Origin of the sequence: Corynebacterium meridianum, assembly GCF_016342265.1 — a bacterium.
GTDB lineage: Bacteria > Actinomycetota > Actinomycetes > Mycobacteriales > Mycobacteriaceae > Corynebacterium > Corynebacterium meridianum.
On the sequence record NZ_JAEIOS010000001.1, the window covers coordinates 1 to 4,672 of the forward strand.

Genomic DNA, 4,672 nt, shown 5'->3' on the forward strand with positions numbered 1-4,672 from the left:
CGTGACCAGGTGGTCGAAGACGGTCGGGGCCGGATGATCGGGTGTGGTTGTGCAGCGGTGGTTGACGCTGGTGGGGGAAGGTGCGGGTTGGGCCCGGTGTTCGGACTGTCCATGAACAACTTTCTGATGGGGTAAACGGATTTCTGATGACGTAAACGAAGTGGTCGTTGTGATCCTTAAAAGAGCTGAGACAAGAGCCGAGTAATAATACCTACTCCGGGAATCTGGGTTTAGTAAACCACTGTCGTATAGGCAGCCCATCCACCGTATAGCCAACTATTTCGATAACTTCTGATATCAAATGGCAGATATTGTCAAGAGCGGTCTCGGGATCCTTGCTTATCGCATCTATAGGGACACCATCATTGTGGTAAGCTAGATAGATGTTCTCCCGTGCAATATCTAAAATTCTTTCCCTTTCGTCATCGTCGTCCGAGATCTGCCATGTCTCGAGCATACTTTTCGCTACCATAGTCTCGTAAGTTCCGTACATCTTCTCAAAGGCAACTACATTTACTTCGTCTTCAAGGTAGCTAAGGGCCTCTCTGATGCACGGTTTCTCGCTGTTGTTTTGGTGAATATTGATCTGCTCATCGCGGTTTTTATTTAGGCGATCAAGTTCTTTGTCGATATCAAGTTCTTCGCCGATATGGTTCTTGGCGGCTAGCTTTGGGGGAATTTCAACTTCGATCGCAAAACCATTAACTCCTAACGCTCGGCGATATGCGTTCGTTGCGGAAGCTTGGATTATGTAGAAGACATCAGTTTCGGTAATCTCTTCTTTCTTCAGTAACTCTAAAAAAATAGTCTTTATATTGTTCTGTACCGCTTTATATGACTCAATCCCCAGGATGGTTCGATTCCCGCCCCAATTTTCTTGGTTTGCGTTCGGCTCTCCCCCTGCAAATTCAATGAGGGCTGGGTATTGTTTCAGGGTTGAGAAATATAGATCGGTAGCTCTCTTAAGAGCTTCCTCAGTGGAACTGGCCAGGAACATTCTCTGGATATCTGGCAGCCATTGATCGAGAATGGCGATAGTTTTGTCGATTTCGTTTTGAGTTACCCCTCGTTTTGCATTGCTTTGGTACAATCCACTTTTGATATCGACAGTGAAAGATGCGATTTGTGAAACATAGTCGCGAATGCTGACAAGAACGCATTCCTCTGTCAGTAGAAAAAACTGGTCTAACAGAGGTCCTTCTCCGCCGATCGCGGGAGACTGCTGGAGCGCTGAAAAATGCTCCGAACCCGCCCGAATAACCGATGTCCAGGCGACTGCAGATTCGCGGGTGTGGAGGAGTCCGTTAGATTCATCGATCTGACACTCGCGGCCATGGAGTATGTCGAGATTTGGGGGGCGAAAACGTCCGACTTCAGGGGCAATATAATTTCGGACCGCAATAGCGACGCTGTACCTTCTCGTGGTCAACTGAGTCTGCAAAAGCCGTGGCTTCTGTCCCCGATTTTTGGGTTCGACCCGCTGGATCAGCTTTGCAAAACTTGCAGCATAAAGTGCAAAAACGTGTGCGAAAGTGGATAGGGCGTCGATTGCTCCGGAGGCGTGTTCTTCGGTGACATATTTATCTTGCTTCGCAAAACCTAATAATTCGGGCGCCTTTCCATACCGAGTCTTTCCCCAACTACTTCGTAGAATTGCCTTGAGGGTTCCGTAAAATAGGTCGGTGAGCTTTTCTTGCGTGATTCCGATCTGCCGTCGACTGTTTTGGCGCACCACGTTTGTCCAGCTTTTCAAAAGAGCTTCTCTACTGCATGGGTAGATGGGGTCGTCAGATATTGCTGCCTCTACCTCGGCGATTGTGGGAGCATCCATGCTGATTGGTACTGGAGTCCAGGCGAGTGCTGTTTCCTGAACCAGCTTTCTGGCATCTTCCTCGGGCGTTGCGATGTGGGGATAGTGTTGATCTTCCCAGTCGGGCGCACTATCTGCATGGCGGTAGTTGTCCACAGCAAACTTCCTTCTCGGAGGTGCGGTTTAGCACTCACGATACGTTGTCTGGAGTTTGGCCGCATTTGGCTATCCAAGCAGGCTGGTCGGGACCTCTATGGGGGGAGAGCCCCGGGGGTATTTCCTTCCGTTCAGCCTGGTGACAAGTTGAGAGGCGTACTGGAGTCACTCTTTTCGTGGCCGTCGGGAGCCTTGGAATGGGGTGAGTTATGGTGCTACGTTTTTACGCGTCGACGCGGCGTATTCCTCCACGTTCATCGGCCTCGCCAGACTCGGGAAAACCCATATTCTACTTGACGGCGATTCCCAGATCTCGGCATGTCGATGTCACCAACGCCTCGAGATCGTTGTCAAAGCCGATTGCGCGGTCGTTGTAGTCGACGAACAATGTATGGGGCTTGGACTGGGGCACGGCGGCTGTTCGGTTGACCAGGGCGGTCAGGTCCGCCTGTCTCGTTAAATAGTTGGCTACCGTGAGTTCGCCGACACGGGCAGCGGTGGTGTGGGCGTCCTTTAGTGCTTGACGCATGGCTATCACCGTACCGACGTTTCCAGCCACAGCTGCGGCGAGGTCGTCAGACAGTTGGTCGAGGTATTGGTGTGCGAGAATAACTGACAGTCCAAATTTTCGCCCTTCCGAGAGCATTGAAACTAGTGAGCCGGCCGTGAGTAGGTGGGCTTCATCTACTATTACCGAAAATGTCCTAGTGTTCGTTCGCTGAAGGGCTCCAAGCCAGATTTTGCTTAGGTACATATAGCCGAGCAGTCGTGCCGCCTGCTCTCCAAGGGTCGCGGTAGATAAATCAATGAGAATTATCCTTCCTTCGTCCATGGCCTGGGCTGCGTCGAATGAATCCAAGCCAGAACCTAGTATGCCGCGAACATGAGCGCTTCCGTTGAATTCTTCGAATTTGGAGTTCACCCATTGGACAAGCTCTCCATGATCACTGCTCCGGCATGCTGCAGATTCGGATCTGGCCCAGACTTTTACTCGGCTATCGGTAGTTTCTCGTGCGAGTTCTTTTATTTTCTGGCTGTCGCTGAGTATTTCGGGAACGTCAACTAGTGATGCGAGCGACCCATGTATTCCGTACAGCATGCGAATCCCCATTGCGACACGTTCTTTGAATCGGGGACCCACTACCATGTATTCTTTGGATCCAAATAGATACTGAAACATGTCGCATACCGATGCAATCGCCTTTTCCCGTTCGATTGGGTCGTCGGTAGCCAAAGGATTGAGTGGAACCGGAGCGTCTGTATCCCCGCAGCGGATTAGCCATGTTCGTTGCCTTGCAACTGGAGAGAGTTCCTTTGCGACCCTTTCTACCAGGCTTCCGTGAGGATCGAGGATGATCATTCCTTCGTCGCTATCGGAAATTTGGTGTGCTAGGTCTGCTATCAGACTTGACTTGCCTGTTCCTGTTTGCCCGAGAATGTGAAGATGGCGCAGCCGTTCTACCGGCTCAATTCTGACATCATGTAAAGGACCATCAGAACCGTAGATCGTTGTAGGGGCGGCACCGATTCGGAGATCGGAAGCTATTGTGCCGCTGCTATCGACTTCTTCTCGATGTTGCCTAGGAGCGGCGTCCGAACTTTTTGGTCCCGGTTGGAACGGTATAACGGGAGAAGCTCCTACCCGGACTCCCGGAGTGATTGTTCCTTCCGATGCTGTCGCGAGAGGAATTAAGCGTTCGAGTTCACTGGTTCGAACTGCGTACCACGTAATCGCCTCCGGGGAACATGAGGTTTCCGCTATCCGTAGCCCGGATAGTTGCATTGATAGGCTAGCACGAGTCAGGGGAGTGGGAGAGAGCCCCTTGGGAGGTTGGACTGAGATAGCAATCTGGGTGTGGCGAGTTCTTTTTTCGGCCGTTTCAACACCGCGCCGCATGACGCATACGGATAATTCTGTTCCGGCGTCAGAATAAACGATTGAAGCTACATTGACATCGTTTCGGAAGTCTGCTGGTTTTAGCCATTGGAAGGATCTAAGTTGAGGAGGCGTCGTCCCAGGGAACCTGTATCCAGTTGTCGCAACAGCCACCTTCGGAACAACCGGCCATAAAAGTGGGCGACTTTTCTCTGGGGCGGCGCTAATAAGAACTGTGTTAGTCAGCTTGCTTGTCTCGAATGCGCTACCGGACAGGGTGCGTATTGCACCAGCGATTTCGCTCGATACCTTTCTGTTGTCCGCCACCACGGTTATCTGCGTTTCGATGAAGCAATGCTCATCCGACCTCATTGTAAACTCAACTGCTGCGTTGTTTGTTGTTTCCAGTAGTGCTTCAAGCATTTGGGGAAACTCAAGATGGAATTTAGCGCGGTCCTCTGCGGGCAGCGGACGTGCCGCCATCAACCGGAACTGAGTTCCGTATACTTCTGTCTCGCGAGAAGGGGGGTACCCGTCGAATAGATTACTTCTAATGATTAATGGTTCACGCAGCATGAACTCTGTGTCCTCAACGGTGATGGGATTCATGGGGGTGCTCTAGCAGGTTGGGGTGATTGTGATTCTGACGGAGCGGTTGACCGCTGCCGCGGCGGGGAGGAGGACACCGTTGGCGCTGCGGTCCGGGCGCTTGTACTCCGGGAAATGTGATCCGACACCGGTGATCGTGGTGAATTGGGTGCGGTCGACGCCGAGGGTTTCCAGGACGGTGGCGACGGTCTGGGCGCGTTTCAGGCCGAGGGCCGTCTGGT

3 protein-coding genes are annotated in these 4,672 nt (G+C 51.8%); all 3 read right to left on the reverse strand.

From position 1 onward, the window contains the following. Positions 1-211: 211 nt before the first annotated feature. Positions 212-1,966, reverse strand: a complete 1,755-nt coding sequence (locus JDV75_RS00005; RefSeq protein WP_198737225.1) for a hypothetical protein — start codon at positions 1,964-1,966, stop codon at positions 212-214. A 289-nt stretch (positions 1,967-2,255) separates the two neighbouring features. Next, positions 2,256-4,451: a type IV secretion system DNA-binding domain-containing protein gene (locus tag JDV75_RS11820; protein WP_198737226.1), complete on the reverse strand. Its 2,196-nt coding sequence runs from the start codon at positions 4,449-4,451 to the stop codon at positions 2,256-2,258. Positions 4,452-4,460: 9 nt separating this feature from the next. Next, on the reverse strand, positions 4,461-4,672 hold a 212-nt coding region (locus tag JDV75_RS00015), incomplete at its 5' end, for a hypothetical protein (RefSeq protein ID WP_198737227.1).

Bases quoted from the DNA above. Each gene is read 5' to 3' on its own strand.
- JDV75_RS11820 (WP_198737226.1), bottom strand. From the start codon at position 4,451: ATGAATCCCATCACCGTTGAGGACACAGAGTTCATGCTGCGTGAACCA.